Consider the following 22,773-nt stretch of genomic DNA (forward strand, 5'->3'; position numbering starts at 1 on the left):
ATGACCGACTTTGTTTCTACCGCGTCGTACGAACTGACACCCCAGCAAAAGGCTGTCTGGCTGTCGCAGCAGATGGATCCAGATCTACCGCTCAATGTGTCCGGGTATCTGGACATTTCCGGGGAGATAGATCCACGCGGCATGGCCGAGGCGATCCGCATGGCCGCCGGCGCGGCCCGGACGGCATTGGTGAATATCGCAGAAGCCGATCATGGTCCCCGGCAGTTTCCACGCGAGTTGGGGCCGTGGTATCCGGAATCGGTCGACTACAGCACGTTTGCCGACGGTGAGGATCGAGCACGTGCGCTGATGACGGAAATGAGCCTGACGCGATTCGATCTGGCGCACGGATTACTGTTTCGTGTGGCGATCGTCAAGGTCACGCCATGGCGGTGGTTCGTGGTGCTCGTCTATAACCACATTGTTGCGGACGGAGCCAGCTGTATGCTCCTGGGCCGTCGGGTCATCGAGAACTATTCGGCGGTCACTTCGAATTCCGTCGCAGCACATGATCGGTTTTTGGATGTTCCCGATCTCCTGCGGGAGTCCGAGCGCTACACTGCCTCGGAGCGTTTTCTGCGCGATCGCGCATTCTGGTCGAACTATGTCGACCCCTCGGTCGAGCCGTTGCGGCTGCTGGGCAGGCCGCACGATGGGCCGGTTCGCGTTATCCACGAGAGCGTGATCCTCTCACCGGCAGAGGTGCGCAGGTTTGCCGGCGTCGCCGCCGATTCCGGTCTGTCCCTGGCTGCGCTGTTCGTCGCCGCCGCGGCGTTCTCGTTCCGTACCTACTCGCAGGCAGACGATTACTACGTGCAGCTCGCTCTCGCCAATCGGGTCGGACCGCTGCGCCGGACACCGTCGCTATTGGCGAGTGTGGTCCCCCTTCGGGTCAACGCCGAACCCGCCATGAGATTCGTCGATTTCGGTTCGCTGATATCGACGCGGGTGGCCGAAATTCTGCGCCATGCCAAATACGATGCGAGCGAGCTGCGATCCGACCGCGATAACGGCACGAATATGTTCGGCCCGACCATCAACGTAATGCCTTTCATGGCATCGGTTCCCTTCGGGCAGTGCCGTGCGGAGTTCCATCATTTGCCGTTCAATCCGGCGTCGGAATTGTCGCTGATGTTCTTCTACGATGCGGAGAGCGAGGCCGGCGGCCGCATCGAGATGGGTGCGGACAGCCGGGCCCACGGGTTCAGCGATCTTCGGAACTATCTGAACGCCATCGTGCGGGTGCTCGACCAGGTCAGCGCCGATCCCGAGCTGCGTCTCGCCGATATCGAGGTGTTGCCCCCCGATGCGAAGAACTGGGTGCTGACCGCGTGGAACGACACGGGGCTAGCCGTCGACGCCGACGCCACCCTGCCCCGGTTGTTCGAGCGGCAGGCCGCCGCACTGCCGGACGCGGTGGCGGTGGTGAGCGGCGGTGCCGAATACAGCTTTCGTGAGCTCGATGAATCGGCCGACCGGCTCGCGCGGCGGTTGATCGCGGCCGGTGCCGGTCCCGACACCGTTGTCGCGGTCGCGGTGGAGCGATCCTACGAGCTCGTCGTGGCGTTGCTCGCGGTTCTCAAAGCCGGGAGCGCCTATCTGCCCGTCGACACCACCTACCCGGGCGAACGCCTAGAGTACATTCTCGGCGCCGCCGATCCGATCGCGGTTCTCGCCACGGTGGGGCAGCGAAACCTGTTGCCCGACATAGGTAATCGTCCTGTCGTCCTGCTCGGCGACAGTGAGAAGCCAGCGGGTGCCGGCGATCCGGGCGTGGCCGGACACCGTGCACCACTGCGCCCGAACAATCTGGCGTACGTCATCTACACCTCCGGATCCACCGGCCGCCCCAAGGCTGTCGCCGTCACGCACCGTAACGTGGTCAACCTGCTCACGCACGGGTGGGATCTGGTGGCACACGACCGGATCCTGGCCTCGACCTCGGTGTCGTTCGATGTCTCGGTGTGGGAACTGTTTGCCCCGCTCTGCCGTGGCGGCAGTGTTGAGATCGTCCAGGATCTGCTCGCGTTGACAGAGCACGCGCACGACGGGGCGACGGTGATCAGCGGTGTGCCCTCGGCCTTCGGGGAGGTCTTGGCCTCCGGCGACATCGGTGCCGACCTCGCGGGTGCGCACACGGTGGTGATGGCGGGGGAAGCGCTCTCGCGCAGGGTTACCGACCGTATTCGGCGCAGGTTGCCGGGTATTCGGATCCTCAATGCCTACGGGCCGACCGAGGCCACCGTCTTCACCACCACGCATACGGCCGATTCCGGCCCGACCGCCGAGGCGTCGGTACCGATCGGCACACCGCTGGGCAATGTCCGTGTCTATGTCCTCGATTCCTGGTTGCGGCCGGTCCCCGCCGGCGTCACCGGTGAGCTGTACATAGGGGGCGGTGGCCTGGCCCGGGGCTATCGGGGTCGTGCCGGGTTGACCGCGGCCCGGTTCGTCGCCGACTCGTTCGGCGGTACAGGCGAGCGGTTGTACCGGTCCGGGGATGTCGTCCGCTGGACCGAGTCCGGCGTGCTCGAATACGTGGGACGTGTCGATGATCAGGTGAAAATCCGCGGATACCGGATCGAACCCGGGGAAATCGAGACGGTCATGCTCGAGCACCCCCGGGTGGCACAGGCCGCCGTGGTCGCGCGGCAGCTGCCCGGCGAGAGCGGCGGACGGCAACTGATCGCCTACCTGGTTCCCGATTCCCGCGTGGCCGAACGTAATCAGAACAGGGAAGCCGACCTGGTGCGGCGATGGCAGCAGGTCTACGACGTGCTCTACACCGATGACGATGCCGTGCGGCGCGGCGCGGACACCACTGGTTTCGGTGAGAATTTCGATGGCTGGAACAGTAGTTACACTGGTGGCCCGATCGATCTGGATCAGATGCGGCAGTGGCGTGCTGCGACGGTGGCGGCGATCGATGCGTTGGATCCGCAGCGGTTGTTGGAGATCGGTGTCGGTTCGGGGTTGTTGCTGGCGAAACTGGCTCCGGCGGTGCGGGAGTATCACGGTACCGATCTGTCCCCTGTGGCGGTTGCGGCTCTGCAAGCGCGGTTGGCTGGTCTTCCCGATGAGTGGGCTCGGCGGGTGCGACTGTCGGTGCAGGCTGCCGACGACATCACTGGATTGCCCGAAAGTTATTACGACACCATCGTTGTGAACTCGGTGGTGCAGTATTTCCCCAATGCCGATTACTTGCGAGAGGTGATCGACAAGGCTCTCGGGTTGCTCGCGCCGGGTGGTGCGCTGTTCCTCGGTGATATCCGTAATTTCGCGTTGCAGCGGGAATTCGAGACCGGGGTAGCGATAGCTCGTCATGGCCGCATCGCCGCCTCGGCACTGCGTGATCGGATCGGGCGGGCGCTGGTTGCTGAGGATGAGTTGTTGGTGGCGCCAGGGTTTTTCACTGCGGTCGCGGCGGCGCATCCGGACCTGGGTGGGGTTCGGGTGATGGTGAAACATGGGCAGGCCGACAACGAGCTGACCCGCTACCGCTATGACGTGGTCCTGACCAAGAATCCGGTCGAGCATTATTCGGTCGCGGATGCCCCGCACGTGTCTTACCTGGGGATCGATCAGCTCGAACGCATGCTGCGTGACCGCCGAAGCGGATGGAAGAGCCTGCGGGGCACCGACATTCCCCAGCGCGGCGTGCTCGCCGACGTCGCCGCAGCGGCCGACCTCATCGCCGGCCGTCTCCCGGCGAGCGAGACACCGAGCCGGGGACTGGCCGCCGAGGACTTGCACGAGCTGGCCGCTCGGGTGGGCTGCCAGGTGGAAGTGACATGGTCACCGAGATCCGGCCACCTTGAAGCTGTCTTTCTCGAGCCTGGGGCAGCCTTGAGCTCCACCACCATTACCGACCTCTATCGCGCGCCGGCCGAGCCGGCCCGGTCCGACAGCTACGCGAACAATCCCACCGCCACGATCGAAGCCGGGCAGATCCGCGAATACGCGGCCCGGGTATTGCCCGACTACATGGTTCCGGCGGCGGTCGTGGTGCTCGACCGACTGCCATTGACGGTCAACGGCAAGCTCGATCGTGCAGCGCTACCCGCTCCCATGTTCTCCGGCCGTGGGCTGTTCCGGGAGCCCACCGGAGCGGCTGAAACCTTGCTGGCCTCGGTATTCGGCGAAGTTCTCGGCATCGAGAGGATCGGCGCCGAGGATTCGTTCTTCGACCTCGGCGGTGACAGCATCATCGCCATCCAGCTTGTCTCGCGAGCGCGCGCACGGGGCCTGGTCTTCACTGTGCGCGATGTGTTCGAGCACAGGACGCCTGCCGCACTGGCTGTCCACGCCCGCACCGATGCCCCCGTCGCGCTCATCGACGAGCTTCCCGGAGGCGGGATCGGGGACATGCCAGCGACTCCCATCGCCGCGTGGCTGCTCGAGCACGGTGAGCGCATCGACCGGTTCAACCAGCACATGGTGCTGCATCTGCCGGTCGGCATCGATGCGGTTTCCCTGGTCGCGACATTGGGCGCGGTGATCGATCACCACGACATGCTGCGCGCCCGGCTGCACGGAAATGCCGGCGATGGTTGGTCTTTGGCCACCACCGCACCCGGCAGCGTGGACGTGGCGAGTCTGGTCGAACACGTAGTCGTGGACTCCGACGCCGATTCCGATCGGTGGCGGGAGATCGCGGCCCAAGCTCTGGATCGGGCTGTCGGGCGTTTGCGGCCCGCCGACGGCGTCATGATCGCCGCGGCTTGGCTCGATGCCGGACCCGGCCAGGCGGGCCGGTTGGTCCTGGTGCTGCATCACCTCGTCGTCGACGGGGTGTCCTGGCGCATTCTCCTGCCCGATCTCGCCGCCGCCTGGACCGCCGTCGACGGTGGCGCCGCCCCCGATCTGCGTCCGGTGGGCACCTCCGCGCGGCGGTGGGCGTACGCACTCGGGGAGCTCGGCGAGAGGCATTCCCGCGCAAGCGAAATCGACTTCTGGGCCCGCCAGGCCCGTGGCGTCGACCCGTTCCTCGGCCCCCGCGCGCTGGACCCCGCTGTCGATCGGCGAGCGGTGGCAGACCGCGTGCAGGTCAGCCTCCCCGAAACGGTGACCGAGACCCTGCTCGGGCAACTGCCGGCCCGCTTCAACGCCGGTATCGAGGATGCTCTGCTCACCGCGCTCGCGCTCGCGGTCACCCGCTGGCGTGCCCGTCGTGGCGCCGAAACCTCCTCGCTACTGGTCGATCTCGAGGGACACGGCCGAGAGGAACACATCACCGAGGGGATCGGCGGCGGCGCGGATCTCGCCCGCACGGTCGGCTGGTTCACCACCCGCTACCCGCTCCTGCTAGACCTGGACGGCATCGACCTCGACACGGGCGACGCAGGCCTCGCCGCAGCCGTCAAGACGGTCAAGGAACAGCTGCGCGCGGTCCCCGACCGCGGTATCGGCTATGGCATCCTCCGATACAAGACCTCCGAACCGCTCGCGGACGACAGCTTCGGCGGCGTCGGCGGACCGCCGAGCCGGATACCGGTGATCTCGCCGCAGCTGAGCTTCAACTACCTCGGCCAGGTGAGCCAGGCTCTACTCGGCGCGGATCCCCTTGCGGGGCAGCCGGTTTCGGCCATCGCCTGGGCCCCGGTCACGGATCTCACGGACCTGCGGGAATCGCCCGACACCGATATGCCGATGACGACCGCGCTGGAGATCAACGCGATCGTGATGCAGGGCGCGCTGTCCGCCGATTTCGCCTTCCCCTCGACGTTGCTGACCCGTCGCGAGGTCGCGGAACTGGCCGAGCTGTGGGCGGATTCGGTGACGGCCATCGCCGCTCATCTCGACAGCGAGACCGCCGGCGGCGCCACGTCGTCGGACTTCCCGCTGCGATTCGTGGCGCAATCGGATATCGAACTGTGGGAACAGCGCTACGGACGGCTGGCCGATGTGCTGCCCTTGGCTCCGCTGCAGTCGGGCCTGTATTTTCACGCCCAGCTCGCCGCCACCTCGCTGGATGTCTACACGACCCAGATCGCCCTGGGCTGCACCGGCCGGCTCGATCTCGCCCGCTGGCAGTCGGCGGTGGCCGCGGTGCTCGATCGGCACCCGAATCTGCGTGCGGCATTCGTCACCGACGCCACCGGTGATGTGGCGCACGTGATTCCCGCGGCCGCGGCGGCGCCGTGGCGCGAGGTCACCGTGACCGACGCCGAGCACCCGGAGCAGGTGGTGCGCCGGGTGCGCGAGCAGGACCGGACGACACCTTTCGACCTGACTGCGCCGCCGGCCATTCGCTTCACCATCGTCCACGACCACAACGATTCCGGCGGAACGGGATTCACGGTGGTGATCACCGTGCACCACATCGTGCTCGACGGGTGGTCGCTCCCGCTGCTGATGCGCGAACTCCTCACCCTGTACGCCACCGCCGATGACCCGGCAGCGCTGGGCCGGCCCGCGCCGTTCCGCGACTACCTCGCCTGGCTGGCCCGCACCGACCGGGCCGCCGGTGCGGCGGCGTGGCGCGAGGCGCTGGCCGGCCTCACCGAACCCACCCTGCTGGCCCCCGCCCACGCCACCGGCACGGCACCCGGACTGCCCGGCGAACATCGCCTCACCCTGGATGCCGACAGCACCCGGCGCATCACCGACCTGGCGGCTCGCCTCGGTGTGACGGTCAATACCGTGCTGCAGTTCGGATGGGCATTGGTCCTGTCGACGCTCACCGGACGCGAGGACGTCGTCTTCGCCACCACCGTCTCGGGGCGTCCCGCGCAGATCCCCGATGTCGAGCACATGATCGGCCTGCTGATCAATACGCTGCCCGTGCGCGTCACGCTGTCGCCGCGGCACAGCGTCGAGTCCGCGCTGACCGAACTGCAGCGGCAGCAGACCCGCCTGCTCGACCACCACCACATCGGTCTCGCCGAGATACAGGCCGACTCCGGCGTCGGCCCCTTGTTCGACTCCATCCTGGTGCTGGAGTCCTACCCGCTCGACACCGAGGCACTGCTGGCCCGGGCCGAACTCCTGGACGGATTGGCCGTCACCGGAATCGACACCAGCGAGGCCGCGCACTACCCCTTCGGTCTGATCGCCGACCTCGACCGGCACGAACTACGGTTGCGCGCGATCTACCGCACGGATCTGTTCGACGCCGGGACGGTCACCGCGATCGTCGACCGGCTCGCCCGTGCCCTCGACCAGATCGGTACGCGACCGGACGCGCTGCTCACCGAGCTCGAGATCCTTCGACCGGCCGAGAAGACTCGTGTCCTGACCGCATGGAACGACACGACCACCGAAATCGACCCGGCCGCCACCATTTCCGGCGTGTTCGAAGCCCGGGTAGCCGCCGATCCGGACGCCATCGCGATCGTGTGCGACGGTGTCGAGCACTCCTACCGGCAGCTCGATTCTTCGGCGAATCTGCTTGCGCGGAAACTGATCTCGACCGGCGTGGGCCCGGACAGCGTGGTCGCGGTGGCGGTGGGGCGGTCCTATGAATTGGTCGCCGCCCTGCTGGCGGTGCTCAAGGCCGGTGGCGCGTATTTGCCGCTGGATCTCGCGCAGCCCGCCGAACGTCTCGAGTACGTGTTGCGCGACGCGGATCCGGTCGCGGTCGTTACCACCGGGGAATTGCGTAACCTGTTGCCCGACAGCGGAATCCCGGTGCTACGCGCAGACGACACGGACAGCGCGGGTACGGCGGACAGCGCCGATCCTGTTGTCGCCGAACGATTCGCACCCGTGCGGGCCGGCAATCTCGCCTATGTCATCTACACCTCCGGTTCCACTGGCCGCCCCAAGGCTGTCGCTGTCACCCACCACAACGTCGTCGCCTTCACCGCGAACCGGATGTGGGCGGCCGAAGGACGGCACGCCACCGTACTGGCGCATTCCTCGGTCGCCTTCGACGCCTCCACCTACGAGATGTGGGTGCCGCTGATGAGCGGTGGCACCACGGTCATGGCGACCGGCGACCGCGTGGAGCCGGTCGAGATCGTGCGATTGATCGCCCGCCATCGCGTCAGCGCGGTCTTCCTCACCACCCGGTTGTTCGAACTGCTCGTCGACCACGGTGACGACTGCTTCGCCGGCGTTCGTGAGGTGTGGACCGGTGGTGAGGAGATGCCGGTCGAGGTCTTCTGGGCGGCCGTACGCCGTTGGGACCGAACACGATTCGTGCACGTCTACGGCCCCACCGAGACCACGGTGTACGCCACCGCGCACCCGGTCGGCTCCGCTGCCGCCGGTGGCGGGCCGGTGCCGATCGGTGGTCCGCTCGACAATGTGCGGGCCTACGTCCTCGACATGTGGATGCGGCCGGTACCGGAGGGGGTGACCGGCGAGCTCTACCTCGGCGGTGCGGGCCTGGCCCGGGGATATCGGGGCCGGGCCGGCTTGACGGCGGCCCGGTTCGTCGCCGACCCGTTCGGCGGTGCGGGGGAGCGGTTGTATCGGTCCGGGGATGTGGTCCGCTGGACCGAGTCGGGCGTGCTCGAGTACGTGGGTCGTGCCGATACGCAGGTGAAGATCCGCGGTTTCCGCGTCGAACCGGGCGAGATCGAGGCGGCCCTGCTGCGCCATCCGCGGGTCGGGCAGGCGGCTGTGATCGCTCGCGAAACACCGGGTCGGACGGGTGGCAGGCAACTCGTCGCGTACGTCGTGCCCGACACCGACGCTGTCATCGATATGCCGGCCGACAGTGGTGCCGCCGACCCGGTCGACGCTCCGGCGCTGTCGCGGGTACTGCGCGAGTACGCGGCGGGGATCCTGCCCGAGTTCATGGTCCCGGCCGCGGTCGTGCCGGTCGATCGGCTGCCGCTCACGGTGAACGGGAAACTCGACCGCGCCGCGCTGCCCGAACCCGAATTCACCGGGACGGGCGCGCTCCGGGAACCCGCTGGGCCGCAGGAGATTCTGCTCGCCTCGGTGTTCGGCGAAATCCTCGGTCTCGACCGGATCGGTGCCGATGATTCGTTCTTCGATCTCGGCGGGCATTCACTGTCGGCGATGCGGCTGATCGCGCGGTTGCGCGTAGTCGCCGCGGTCGAGCTACCGATCCGCACGATCTTCGAATCACCGACGGTGGCGGCGCTGGCCGCTCGGCTGCACGAGGGCGCCCGGGTGCGGGCGGCGGTGACTGCGCGACCTCGCCCCGCCGTGGTCCCGCTGTCCTATGCCCAGGCGCGGTTGTGGTTCCTCCATCGGCTCGAGGGTCCGTCCGCGACCTACAACCTGCCGATGGCGGTGCGGCTGCGCGGGGAGATCGACGAATCGGCCCTCGCGGCAGCGCTGCGCGACGTGGTCGGGCGACACGAATCGCTGCGCACGATCTACACCGATATCGACGGTGTCGGCGCGCAGGTCGTCCTCGACCCGGAGCGTGCGGTTGTTCCGGTGCTGGTGACCGACTACACCGAAGCGACGCTCGCTGCCCTGGCCGCGCACCGGTTCGATCTGTCTGCCGAAATTCCTTGCCGCGCGGGCATTCTGCGTTCCGGGACCGGTGAATGGGTGGTGGTCCTGGTCCTGCACCACATCGCGGCCGACGGTGCCTCGATGGCCCCGCTGGCGCGAGATCTGCTCAGCGCGTACGACGCTCGGCGGCGTGGCGCCGAACCGGGGTGGGCGCCGCTGCCGGTGCAGTATGCCGATTACACGCTGTGGCAGCTGGAGTTGCTCGGTGATCCGGCGGACGAACGATCGTTGATCGCGGCCCAGTTCGACTACTGGCGTGCCACTTTGGCCGGGTTGTCCGACGCGATCGAGCTGCCCACCGACCGGCCCCGGCCCGCGACCGCATCCCACCGGGGCAGCCTGCACAAGTTCACCATTCCCGCCTCGACGCGGGAGCGGATCGACGTCCTGGCCCGGGAACGCGGGGCGACGCCGGCGATGGTGCTGCAGGCCGGGCTCGCGGTCCTGCTCACCCGGCTCGGCGCCGGGGAGGATCTGGCTCTCGGCGCGCCCATCGCCGGACGCGCCGATGAGGCCCTGACCGATCTGGTGGGATTCTTCGTCAACACCTGGGTCCTGCGTATCGACACCTCCGGCAACCCCGAGTTCGGCGATCTGCTGGCGCGGGTTCGTGAACGCGCCCTGGACGCGTACACCCACCAGGACGCCCCGTTCGAGCGAATCGTGGAGCTACTCAATCCGATTCGCTCTGCCGGGCAGCATCCGCTGTTCCAGGTGGCGTTGGCGTTCCAGAACGACCCCCTGCCCGGCGGCGACCCGCTGCCGGACCTGACCGTGGCACCGGTATCGGTGCCGACCGGGACCGCCCGCTACGACCTGCTGTTCAATGTCACCGATACCGGCCGGACCGGCGATGGATTCCCGGCATCGATCGAATACGCCACCGATCTGTACGACCGGTCCACCGTCGAACGACTCGCCGAGCGGTTTCTGCGGGTCCTCGACCGGATCGGCATCGACCCGGCCACGCGACTCGCCGATTTCGAGATCCTGGACCCGGCGGAAACGACGGCGGTGCTGGCCGATTGGAACCGCACCGGAACCGATATCGGCACTCCCGCAACGCTGCCGCAGCTCTTCGAAGCGCAGTCCGGAGCCACGCCCGAGGCGGTGGCCGTGGTGGACGGGTCCGCCGAGTACTCGTACGCGCAGTTGAACTCTGCGGCAAACCATGTGGCGCGCGACTTGATCGCCAGGGGGGTCGGACCCGACAGGGTGGTCGCGGTGGCGGTGGAACGGTCCTTCGAGATGATCGTCGCCGCGCTGGCGGTGCTCAAGGCCGGCGGCGCCTACCTGCCGATCGATACCGCCCATCCCGCCGAACGGCTCGAGTATGTTCTGCGCGACGCCGACCCGGTCGCGATCCTCAGCACTGCCGGCCAGCGAAAACTGTTGCCCGATACGGGTACTCGTCCCACGATGCTGCTCGAGGACAGCGCCGGCGCTGCCGCGGCGCCGGATGTGACGGATGCCGAGCGGGTCGCACCGCTGCGCCCGGCGAACCTGGCCTATGTCATCTATACCTCGGGATCCACGGGCCGCCCCAAGGCCGTCGGGGTCACGCACGGCAATGCGGCCAATCTGTTCGCGGTCACCGCTGCGCGCTACGAGTTCGGGACAGATGACGTGTGGGCGTGGGTGCACTCGCACGCGTTCGACTTCTCGGTGTGGGAGCTGTGGGGTCCGCTGCTGAGCGGCGGGCGGGTGGTCGTGGTGCCGTGGGACGTGGTGCGCTCGCCCGACGGTATGTGGCGGACGCTGCGAGATTCCGGTGTCACGGTCCTCAACCAGACCCCGAGCGCGTTCTACGCGCTCGCCGAGGCCGCGCATGCCCCCGCGCCGGAGCGATCCGGACTGCGGATGGTCGTCTTCGGCGGTGAAGCACTCGACCCGGCTCGGCTCGGCGCCTGGAATACGCCGGGACGAGCGGGCGCACCCGTTCTGGTGAATATGTACGGGATCACCGAGAACACCGTGCACACAACCGAACTCGCGCTATCGCGCGATCGGGAGTCGCTGGCCGGCAGCCCCATCGGCACCCCGCTCGGCAATGTGCGGGTGTACGTTCTCGACACCTGGCTGCGGCCGGTGCCGCCCGGAGTGGCCGGCGAATTGTATTTCGGCGGTGCGGGTTTGGCGCGTGGGTATCGCGGCCGGTCGGGGTTGACCGCAAGTCGGTTCGTCGCCGATCCGTTCGGGACGGCGGGGGAGCGGTTGTATCGGTCCGGGGATGTGGTGCGCTGGAATGCTGCCGGCGTGCTCGAGTATGTGGGTCGTGCCGATGATCAGGTGCAGATCCGCGGCTACCGCGTCGAACCGGGCGAGATCGAAGCCGTCCTGCTCCGGCATCCGCGAATCGGGCAGGCCGCCGTCGTCGCGCTGCCCGGTGGCGGCGACAGCCGGCGGCTGGTCGCCTACATCGTCCCCGACTCCGTTACGTCCGCTGGCGAGGCGGAGGACGAGGGCGCCGATTGGTCGCGGATGATCCGTGCGTTCACCGCGGATGTCTTGCCCGAGTACATGATTCCGGCCGCGACGGTGGCGCTCGACCGAATGCCGTTGACCGTCAACGGCAAACTCGACCGTGCCGCGCTTCCGGCACCGGACTACACCGGCGGCGTGGTGTTCCGGGAGCCGACCGGACCCGCGGAGATCCTGCTCGCGTCCGCCTTCGCGGACGTGCTCGGGATCGACCGGGTAGGGGCCGAGGTCTCGTTCTTCGAAGCAGGCGGTCATTCACTCTCGGCGATGCGGTTGATCGCCCGCGTCCGGGCGCTGGCTGGAATCGAACTGCCCATCCGCGCGGTATTCGAATCGCCCACCGTGGCGGCGCTGGCCGCGCGGCTGAGCGAAGGCGACCCGGTGCGGGAGACCGTGACGCGGCGGCTCCGTCCGGCGGTGATCCCGCTGTCCTACGCGCAGACACGATTGTGGTTCCTGCATCGGTTGGAGGGTCCGTCGGCGACCTACAACCTGCCCCTGGCGTTTCGCCTGACCGGGACGGTCGACGAATCAGCGCTCGAAGCCGCCATCGGCGACGTGGTCGTCCGCCACGAATCGCTGCGGACGATCTTCACCGATATCGACGGGGTGGGCAGTCAAACCATCCTCGAGCACGACGATGTCCGTGCGTCGGTGCCGGTGCTGGTGACCGACAGCTCGGAGGCCGTTCTCACCGGCCTGAGTGGCTACCGATTCGATCTCTCCGCTGAAATACCTTGCCGGGCAGCGATTCTCCGCTCCGGATTCGGGGACACCGTGGTGGTGCTGGTGGTGCACCACATCGCCGCGGACGGCGCCTCGATGCCCGCCCTGGCGCGCGATGTGCTCACCGCCTATGCGGCTCGCCGCAACGGAAACGTTCCGCAGTGGACCCCGCTGCCGGTGCAGTACGCCGACTACACGCTGTGGCAGCGTGAGCTGCTCGGTGATCCCGACGACGAACAGTCTTTGATCGCCACACAATTCGACTACTGGCGTCGGACGCTGACCGGGCTGCCGGAAGTGATCGAGCTGCCCACGGACCGGCCGCGTCCCGCGCTGGCGTCCTATCGCGGCGAACTGTACGAGTTCACCGTCCCGGCATCGATCAGGCTGCGCGTCGAAGCCCTCGCGCACGAGCACGCCGCGACGCCGGCGATGGTTATGCAGGCCACGCTCGCGGTGCTGCTGACCCGCCTCGGCGCGGGCGAGGACCTGGCCCTCGGCGCTCCCATCGCCGGACGTTCCGACCAGGCGCTGATGGATCTCGTGGGCTTCTTCGTCAACACCTGGGTGTTGCGCGTGGACACCGGCGGCAACCCGACTTTCGGCGATCTGCTCACTCGGGTCCGCGAGCGCGCCCTGGATGCCTACGCCCATCAGGATGCCCCGTTCGAGCGACTCGTCGAGCTGCTCAACCCGGTTCGCTCACCCGGGCATCACCCGTTGTTCCAGGTGGCCTTGGCATTCCAGAACAATCCCCTGCCCGACATCGCGCTACTGGCTGATCTGCTGCCGGAACTGACGGTGCAGCCGGTGTCGGTGTCCACCGGAACCTCCCGCTACGACCTGCTTTTCAACATCATCGACACCGGCACACCTGGTGACGGCTACCAGACGTGGATCGAGTACGCCACCGATCTGTACGACCGCGCCACCGTGGTGACGCTCGCCGATCGGTTCCTGCGCCTGCTCGACCAGCTCACCGCCGACCCCGGTACCCGGGTGGCGGACTTCGAGATTCTCGACCCGGCCGAGAAGACCGCCGTTCTGACCGAATGGAACGGCACGGTCCGCGACGTCGATCCGGCCGGCACGCTTCCCGCACTGTTCGAACTCCGGGCCGCGACCACACCGACAGCGATCGCGGTGGTCGGTGACGGCGTCGAATACACCTACCGCCAGTTGAACTGTGCGGCAAACCTGGTGGCGCGGGAGTTGATCGTGGCGGGTGTGGGTCCGGACAGTGTGGTCGCGGTGGCGGTGGAACGGTCCTATGAGTTGATCGTCGCCTTACTGGCGGTGTCGAAGGCCGGTGGTGCGTATCTGCCGATCGATACCGCGCATCCGGCTGATCGTGTCGAGTACGTTCTTGCCGATGCCGACCCGGCGGCTGTCCTCACTACCGGCGGTCAGCGGAAGCTGTTGCCCAACACTGGAAATCGGACAGTTCTGTCACTCGACGAGCTCATCGGTGGCTCTATCGGGTCGGGCGATGTGGCGAATGTGTCGGATGTCGAGCGTCGTGGGCCGTTGCGTGGGGGCAATCTGGCGTATGTCATCTACACCTCGGGGTCGACGGGTCGTCCCAAAGGTGTTGCGGTGACGCATGGCAACGCGGTGAATCTGTTCTCGGTCACTGCGGATCGTTATGGGTTCGGTTCCGATGATGTGTGGGCGTGGGTGCATTCGCATGCGTTCGATTTCTCGGTGTGGGAGTTGTGGGGTCCGCTGTTGTCGGGTGGGCGTGTTGTGGTGGTGGCGTGGGATGTGGTGCGGTCGCCGGATGACCTGTGGGAAGTGATTCGGTCGCACGGGGTGACGGTGTTGAACCAGACGCCGAGCGCGTTCTACGCGCTCACCGAGGCCGCCACTGCGCCGCGGCCGGACCGATCCGGGCTCAGGCTGGTCATTTTCGGTGGCGAGGCACTCGATCCGGCGCGACTGGGCCACTGGGATCCGGTGTTCGGCCGGTCGGGTGGCCCGGAGCTGGTGAACATGTACGGGATCACCGAAAATACCGTGCACACCACCGAATTCACACTCGAGGGCGGGTCCGGTGCACAGTTCAGTCCGATCGGCGTGCCGTTGGGTAATGTGCGGGTGTATGTCCTGGACCGATGGCTGCGCCCGGTGCCGCCTGGTGTGAATGGTGAATTGTATTTCGGCGGTGCGGGTTTGGCGCGTGGGTACCGGGGCCGGTCGGGGTTGACCGCGAGCCGGTTCATTGCTGATCCGTTCGGTGGTGCGGTGGAGCGGCTGTATCGATCCGGCGATGTGGTGCGTTGGAGTGCCGGCGGTGTGCTCGAGTATGTGGGTCGTGCTGATGATCAGGTGCAGATCCGTGGGTACCGTGTCGAGCCTGGTGAGGTCGAGACTGTTCTGGCCGAGCATCCCGCGATCGCGCAGGCCGCCGTCACCACACGCCATCTCGATGTCGAGGCCACGGGCATCGAGTCCTCCCGACTTGTGGGCTATGTGGTGCCCGATCAGGCTGCGGCACCGGTGGCCCACGCCTGCCTCCGGCTACGGGACACCGCAACGTACGCGGACGCCGAGCTGCACGTTTTGCCGAATGGTATGCCGGTGGTGGGTCGTAACCGGTCCAATATCGAGTTTCTGTTCCAGGAGGTGTTCGAGCGGGCCGAGTACTGCCATGACGGTGTGATCGTTCCGTCCGAGGGGTGTGTTCTCGATATCGGTGCCCATGTGGGCATGTTCTCGGTGTATGCGAAGACGTTGTCGCCGCAGGTGGAGATCTATGCGGTGGAGCCGATCCCGGATCTGCAACGGATGTATCGGGCGAATTCGGATTTGCACGGCCTGGATGCGACGTTGATCGAGGCGGCGATCGGTGCCGAGGCGGGTGCCGATGTGTTCACCTACTACCCGGATATGTCGATCCTGTCGGCTCGAGGCAGGGCTACCGAGGACCAGCGGGAGCTGCTGGATTCGTTCCTGCACAACGAATTCCGGTCGCGGGCCGCCGAAGTGGGCCAGGACGCTTTGGACGAGTTGCTCGATGATCGTCTGAAGTCGGTCGAGGTGCAGGTGCGTATCCGGACGGTGTCCGACATCATCGACGAGCACGGTCTGGACCGGATCGGGTTGCTCAAGCTCGATGTCGAGGGTGGCGAACTCGAAGCGCTGCAGGGGATTCGGGATGAGCATTGGTCGCGGATCGAGCAGATCGCGGCCGAGGTCCACGACATCGACAACCGGCTGGCCGTGATCCGGGATCTGTTGCAGCAGCGCGGATTCCATACCGCTACTCGTACGAATCCGCATGTCACCGGCACCGGTCTGCACATCCTCTACGCCACGCGCACGCTCCGTGACCAAGCCGAGCCTCAACCCGTCGACATCCTCACCGCGCATCCTCGCTGGGCGAGCCCCACCGTTCTGACAACACTGATCCGCGGCGACCTGACCGACCAATTGCCCGACTACATGATCCCCACGACGGTCATGCCCCTCGATCGGCTGCCCCTCACGGTCAACGGCAAACTCGACCGAGCAGCCCTGCCCACACCGGTATTCACCGTGAGCGCGGCGTTCCGGGAACCTGTGAGTGCGGTGGAGACGCTGCTCGCGGAGATGTTCACGCAGGTCCTGGGTGTCGAGAACGTCGGGGCCGAGGACTCGTTCTTCGATCTCGGTGGTGACAGCATTATCGCCATCCAGCTCGTGTCCCGTGCTCGGACACAGGGACTCGTCTTCTCTGTGCGTGATGTGTTCGAGCACAAGACTCCGGCCGCACTGGCCGCCCACGCCGACACCGATACACCCGTCGCCGTCCTCACGGAGTTGCCCGGCGGCGGTGTCGGGGACCTGCCACCGACTCCGATCGTGCGGTGGCTGCTCGAGCAGGGCGAGAGTATCGACCGGGTCAATCAGCATATGGTGCTGGAACTTCCGGCCGGGATCGACCATGCCGGGCTGGTCGCGACCTTGATTGCGGTGATCGGTCACCACGACATGCTGCGTGCGCGCCTGCACGGAAACTCGAGGGACGGTTGGTCTTTGACGACCGCCGAGCCGGGAACGGTGGATGTCGCGGACCTGATCGAGCATGTGACCGTTGATCCCGCTGTGGGTTCGGATCGGTGGCGGGAGGTCGCGACCGAAGCATTGGATCGTGCGGTGGGGCGTCTGCGCCCGGCAGAGGGTGTCATGGTCGCGGTCGCCTGGCTCGACGGGGGTCCTGAGCGGGCGGGCCGGTTGATCCTGGTGCTGCATCATCTGGTCGTGGACGGGGTGTCGTGGCGCATCCTGGTTCCTGATCTGATGGCGGCGTGGACTGCTGTCGCTGCCGGACGGACCCCTGTGTTGTCGCCGGTGGGTACCTCGATGCGGCGGTGGGCGCATGCGCTGACCGAGCTGGGGCGGTCGCGGGTACGCGAGGGTGAGCTCGAGTTCTGGGCGCGCCAGGCCGACGGTCCCGACCCGCTGCTGGGGTCCCGCGCCCTGGACCCGGCCCTCGACCGGCGATCGACTGCCGACCGAGTGGTCGTCACCCTTCCCGAACATGTCACGACGACCCTCGTCGAGAGACTTCCGGAGCGCTACAACGCCGGCATCGAGGACGCCCTGCTGACCGCACTCACCATCGCGGTCCGTGGCTGGCGCGCACGTCGGGATATCGAAACCTCCTCGCTGGTAGTCGATTTGGAGGGGCACGGCCGCGAAGAACACATCGTCGCGGACGCCGCCGCGACCCCGTACACGGCAGACCTCTCACGCACGGTCGGCTGGTTCACCACCCTGTACCCGCTCCGCGTGGATCTGGGCGGCATCGACCTCACGACCCTCGACGCCGTCACCCTCGGCGCAGCGCTCAAGACCGTCAAGGAACAGCTGCGTGCCGTGCCCGACCGCGGCATCGGCTACGGCCTCCTGCGCTACGGCGGCGACGGTGCGGCCGCGGTGGTCCCGGCGATCTCGCCGCAGGTGAGTTTCAACTATCTGGGTCAAGTGTCCGCTGGTTCGGACAGCACTGTGGCGCAGTCGCTTTCGACGCTCGGCTGGGTCCCCGCCGCCGACCTCGCCGATCTCCGCGAATCCCCGGACCCGGCGCTGCCGATGACCGCCGTGTTTGAGATCAGCGCGGTCGTGGTCGGGGGAGTGCTGTCGGCCGAGATCGGATTCCCCACGGCTGTCCTCTCCCGGACCGACGTCAGCGAGCTGACCGAACTGTGGGTGGATGCGATCACCGCGCTCGCCGCGCATGTGGACGGTGCGGATGCCGGGGGCGCGACACCGTCGGACTTCCCACTGGTCGCCGTCACCCAGCCCGATATCGACGGCTGGGAGGAGCGGTACGGCTCGCTGGCCGACGTATTGCCGCTGACGCCACTGCAATCGGGCCTGTACTACCACGCTCTGCTCGCCGCGCGGGCGCTCGACATCTACACTGCCCAGGTCGAACTCGGCTTCGCCGGCGAATGCGATGCGCCGCGCTGGCAGGCGGCGGTGACCGCCCTGCTCGCCCGGCACCCTAACCTGCGGACGGCCTTCGTCTCCGATGCCGGCGGTGCGGTGCGCCAGGTGATTCCAATGGCCATGACGCCGCCATGGCGTGTAATCGACCTGACCGGAACCGATCCCGCACATGCCGAGCACACCCTGCGCCGGGTCCGCGACGAGGACCGGCTGACCCCGTTCGACCTGACGCGGCCTCCCGCGATCCGCTTCACGCTGGTCCGGGGCCATGAGGCGGGTACGGGTTTCGCCGTCGTGGTGACCGTGCACCACATACTCGTCGACGGCTGGTCACTACCGCTGCTGATGCGTGAACTGCTCGCTCTCTACGCCACCGGCGGCGATCCGGCGCTTCTCGGGCGGCCCGTCCCGTTCCGGGACTATCTGGCCTGGCTCGCTCGCACGGACCGCGAAATCACCACGGCCGCATGGCGTGACGCCCTGGCCGGCTTCGGCGAACCGACCCTGCTGGCTCCCGCTGCCGCCGCGGTCGCCGGCCTGCCCGGTGAACATCACGTCACCCTCGACGCCCACGCCACCCGCCGGATCGCCGAACTGGCTGCCCGGCTGGGGGGGACCGTGAATTCGGTGCTGCAGTTCGGCTGGGGCCTGGTGCTGTCGACCCTGACCGGACGCGACGACGTCGTCTTCGCCACCACGGTGTCGGGCCGCCCACCCCAGCTGGCCGGTGTGGAATCGATGATCGGCTTGCTGGTCAATACCGTGCCGGTGCGGGTGAATCCGAAACCCGGGCAGACCGTCGCGGATGCGTTGTCCGAGTTCCAGTCTCAGCAGACGCGGTTGCTCGATCATCACCATGCCGGGCTCGCCGATATCCAGGCCGCGGTCGGCGCGGGGGCGCTGTTCGACACGATCATGGTCTTCGAGTCCTACCCCGTCGATGCCGACGGCCTGATCACCCAGGCCACGTTGCTCGACGGCCTCACGATCACCGGCGTCGAGATCAGCGACGGCACGCACTACCCGTTCCGCATCGCGGCTCGACTCGACGATCAGCACCTCCAGTTGCGGACCGTCTATCAGCAGGATCTTTTCGATCGGGAGCAGATCGAAACGATCACCGCCCGCTATGTGCGTGTACTGGAGCAACTTTCGATCGATGCGGGCCTCCGCCTCGCGGACGTCGAGGTCGTCGACCCTGCCGAGAGGACGCTCGCGCTCACCGAGCGGAGCGCTGTTTCCGTAGCCATCGAGGCGGGCGCGACGTTGCCCGGGTTGTTCGAACGGCAGGCCGCGGCGGTGTCGGACTCGGTCGCGGCGGTGTGCGCGGGAACCGAATACACCTACCGGCAGCTGAACGCCAATGCCAACCGGCTCGCCCGCCGTTTGATCGCGTCGGGGGTCGGACCGGACACCGTGGTCGCGGTGGCGGTGGAACGCTCCGGTGATCTGATCGTCGCGCTGCTGGCGGTCCTGAAGGCGGGCGGCGCGTATCTGCCGATCGACACCGCGCATCCGGGTGACCGCCTCGAGTACATCCTGGACGACGCCGACCCGATCGCGATCCTCACGACCACCGGCCAGCGGGAGCTGTTGCCCGACACCGGAACCCGCCCCTGCCTGCTGCTCGACACCGACACCGACACCGAGGACGACACCGCGGTCTGGGACGTGGACGACGCGGAACGGCGGGCACCGCTGCGCGCATGCAATACGGCCTATGTCATCTACACCTCCGGATCCACCGGACGCCCCAAAGGCGTTGCGGTGACCCATCGCAACGTCGTCAATCTGTTCACCGTCACCGCTGGCCGGTACGGATTCGGGGCATCCGACGTGTGGGCGTGGGTGCACTCCCATGCCTTCGATTTCTCGGTGTGGGAACTGTGGGGTCCGCTGCTGACCGGCGGGCGGGTCGTCGTGGTGCCCTGGGATGTCGTCCTTTCACCCGAGGAGCTGTGGGACACGATCCGCGGCCACGGGGTGACGGTGCTGAACCAGACTCCGAGCGCCTTCTACGCGCTCATCGAGGCCGCCGGCGCGCCGCGGCCGGAGCGATCCGGGCTGCGACTTGTCATCTTCGGCGGTGAGGCGCTGGCTCCGGCTCGGCTCGGCCCGTGGGGCGGGTCCACGGCGGACCCGGCCGCGCCGGTCATGGTGAACATGTACGGGATCACCGAAAACACTGTCCACACCACAGAACTCGCGCTCACCGGTGGTGTGGACGATACCCATACCTCCCAGTTCAGTCCCATCGGTGTTCCGATCGGCAATGTGCGAGTCCATGTGCTCGACAGCTGGCTGCGCCCGGTCCCGGCCGGTGTCACGGGTGAGTTGTACATCGGCGGTGCAGGTCTGGCTCGCGGGTATCGCGGCCGTGCCGGGTTGACCGCGGCCCGCTTCGTACCGAATCCCTTCGGGGTGCAGGGGGAGCGGTTGTATCGATCCGGAGACCTGGTCCGCTGGACCGACACCGGCTTCCTCGAGTATCTGGGCCGCGCCGATGACCAGGTCAAGGTCCGCGGCTACCGCATCGAACCCGGCGAAATCGAAACCGCGCTGCTCGAGCATCCCCGCGTCGGGCAGGCCGCCGTCGTCCTCAGGGATGCACCGGGGCAGGCGGACGGACGGCAATTGGTTGCCTACCTCGTCCCCGAATCCAATGTTCCTGGGCGGGACCAGGATCAGGAGATCGACCGGGTCCGGCAGTGGCAGCGCGTCTACGACGTGCTCTACACCGGCGACGACGATACCTTCCATGCGGGCGAACACGGTACCGGTGAGCGATCGGCCGATTTCGGTGAGAATTTCGATGGCTGGAACAGTAGTTACACCGGTAGTCCGATCGATCTGGATCAGATGCGACAGTGGCGTACCGCGACGGTGGCCGCGATCAGCGCCTTGAATCCGCAGCGGCTGCTGGAGATCGGTGTCGGTTCGGGGTTGTTGCTGGCGAAACTGGCTCCGGCAGTGCGGGAGTACCACGGCACCGATCTTTCTCCGGTGGCCGTGGCCGCTTTGCAGGCGCAGTTGGCGGGTCTTCCTGATGAGTGGGCTCGGCGGGTGCGGTTGTCGGCGCAGGCTGCCGACGACATCACCGGATTTCCTGAAAACCATTACGACACCATCATTCTGAACTCGGTGGCGCAGTATTTCCCCAACGTCGATTACCTGCGAGAGGTCATCGACAAAGCGATCCGGTTGCTCGCGCCGGGTGGTGCGCTGTTCCTCGGGGATATCCGCAACTACGCGTTGCAGCGGGAATTCGAGACCGGGGTGGCCCTGACCCTCTACGGCCGTATCGCTGTGGCGGGGTTGCGGGACAGGATCGGGCGCGCGCTCGTGGCCGAGGACGAATTGCTGGTGGCGCCAGAGTTTTTCACCGCGGTAGCGGCGGCGAATCCAGACCTCGGTGGAGTCCGGGTGATGGTGAAACGCGGGCAGGCCGACAACGAGCTGACCCGCTACCGCTACGACGTGGTCCTGACCAAGAATCCGGTCGAGCACCGGTCGGTCGACGATGCCGACCGGATCGCCTACACCGATCTCGCCCGGCTCGAAAAACTGCTGCGCGACCGCCCGAGCGGGTGGAAGAGCTTGCGCGTCACCGCTATTCCCCAGCGCGGCGTCATTGCCGACGCCGTAGCCGTCGCCGATATCGCGGCCGGCCGGCTCCCGGCATCCGAATCCGACGACCGGGCACTGCTCGCCGAGGACCTGCACCGGCTCGCCGCCCGGCTCGGCTGCCAGGTCGAGGTCACCTGGGCGCCCGAACCCGGCCACCTCGAGGCCGTCTTCCTAGAACCCGGTTCCGGCCTCACCGCCACCACCGTCACCGGGCTCTACCGAACCGGCGGCCGACCGGGCACACCGGCGACTCACGCCAACAACCCCACGACCATCGACCCGGTCCACGTTCGCGAACATGCCGCCAGACTGCTGCCCGACTACATGATCCCGGCCGCGATCGTGGTGCTGGACCGGTTGCCGTTGACCGTCAACGGCAAGCTCGATCGCGCGGCGCTGCCCGCCCCGGTGTTCACCAGCGCCGGGGTGTTCCGCGAACCCACCGGCGATGCCGAGACGCTGCTGGCGTCGGTGTTCCGCGAGGTCCTCGGCGTCCACCGGGTCGGTGCCGATGACTCGTTCTTCGATCTGGGCGGGCATTCGCTCTCGGCCATGCGGTTGATCGCCCGGGTGCGGGCCCTGGCCGGTGTCGAACTGGCGATCCGGACGGTCTTCGACGCGCCGACGGTCGCCACCTTGGCCGCTCGGCTGGGTGAGGGCACCCGGGTGCGCACGGCATTGACGCCGCGGCCCCGGCCCGAGGCGATACCGCTGTCCTTCGCGCAGACCCGGTTGTGGTTCCTGCACCGGCTCGAGGGTCCGTCACCGACCTACAACATGCCGATGGCGGTGCGCCTGACCGGCGCTGTCGACGAAACCGCGCTGAGGGCCGCGATTCAGGACGTGGTTGGCCGGCACGAGCCGCTGCGCACCATCTTCACCGACACCGCCGGCGTCGGATACCAGACGATCCTCGACCCCGGACACGAGCGGGCACGAGTATCGGTGCAGGTGGCCGAATTCTCCGAGGCCGCCCTGGCCGACGTGGCCGGCTACCGGTTCGACCTCGCCACCGAAATCCCCTGCCGCGCAGCGGTCCTGCGGGCCGGGACGGGGGAATGG

At 67.4% G+C, this 22,773-nt stretch carries 1 protein-coding gene (only partly in view); it reads left to right on the forward strand.

Annotated elements, in window-relative coordinates:
• Window positions 1-22,773: the 5' portion of a non-ribosomal peptide synthase/polyketide synthase gene (locus tag D892_RS0120305; protein ID WP_024803008.1), read on the forward strand. Its footprint extends 10,464 nt past the window's final position; 22,773 of the gene's 33,237 nt are visible here — the first part of the coding sequence; its start codon is at window positions 1-3; the stop codon falls past the right edge of the window.

The sequence above is a fragment of the Nocardia sp. BMG51109 genome, assembly GCF_000526215.1.
In the GTDB taxonomy this organism is placed as follows: domain Bacteria; phylum Actinomycetota; class Actinomycetes; order Mycobacteriales; family Mycobacteriaceae; genus Nocardia.